This window comes from Rhizobium ecuadorense, assembly GCF_001187535.1.
Classification (GTDB): Bacteria; Pseudomonadota; Alphaproteobacteria; order Rhizobiales; family Rhizobiaceae; genus Rhizobium; species Rhizobium ecuadorense.
Genome location: NZ_LFIO01001236.1, coordinates 1 through 205 on the forward strand (window position 1 = coordinate 1; position 205 = coordinate 205).

The 205-nt window shown below is 64.9% G+C and carries 1 protein-coding gene; it reads left to right on the forward strand.

All coding sequences use genetic code 11. From position 1 onward, the window contains the following. On the forward strand, nt 1-205 hold a 205-nt coding region (locus tag AF337_RS25795), incomplete at both ends, for a LamB/YcsF family protein (protein ID WP_193393659.1).

The window sequence follows — 205 nt, forward strand, 5'->3', positions numbered from 1 at the left end:
CCCGGATACGATGGGGCGCATGGTCCGGCTTGCGAAGCTGAACGGCGTCGGCATCGGCGCGCATCCCGGTTTGCCTGATCGGCTCGGCTTCGGCCGGCGCGAAATACCATTCCAGGCAGACGAGCTTCGCCAGCAGATGCTCTATCAGCTCGGCGCACTGATAGCGATCGCCAAAGCCGAGGGTGTCACAGAAGGCGCTGCAGGG